Origin of the sequence: Bradyrhizobium cosmicum (assembly GCF_032290525.1) — a bacterium.
Lineage (GTDB): Bacteria > Pseudomonadota > Alphaproteobacteria > Rhizobiales > Xanthobacteraceae > Bradyrhizobium > Bradyrhizobium cosmicum_A.
In genome coordinates, this window is record NZ_JASXTA010000477.1 from 1 (window position 1) to 246 (window position 246).

The following is a 246-nucleotide window of genomic DNA, read 5'->3' on the forward strand; positions in this document are numbered from 1 at the left end:
GGACACGACCGACACCCGGACACCCTGCCGCTGCAGCGCCTCGACCAGCGGGCGGAAGTCGCCGTCGCCCGAAAACAGGACCGCATGGTCCAGGCGCGGCGCAAGCTCCATCGCGTTGACGGCCAGTTCGATGTCCATGTTGCCCTTGACCCGGCGACGGCCCATCGAGTCGGTGTATTCCCGCGCGGGCTTGGTCACGATCGTGTAGCCGTTGTAGTTCAGCCAATCGATCAGCGGGCGGATCGG

General features: G+C 66.7%; 1 protein-coding gene. It reads right to left on the bottom strand.

What is annotated here, in order from left to right:
* Positions 1-246 (bottom strand): NYN domain-containing protein (locus tag QSV46_RS40620; protein ID WP_314964369.1); only part of this gene is annotated, 246 nt, incomplete at both ends.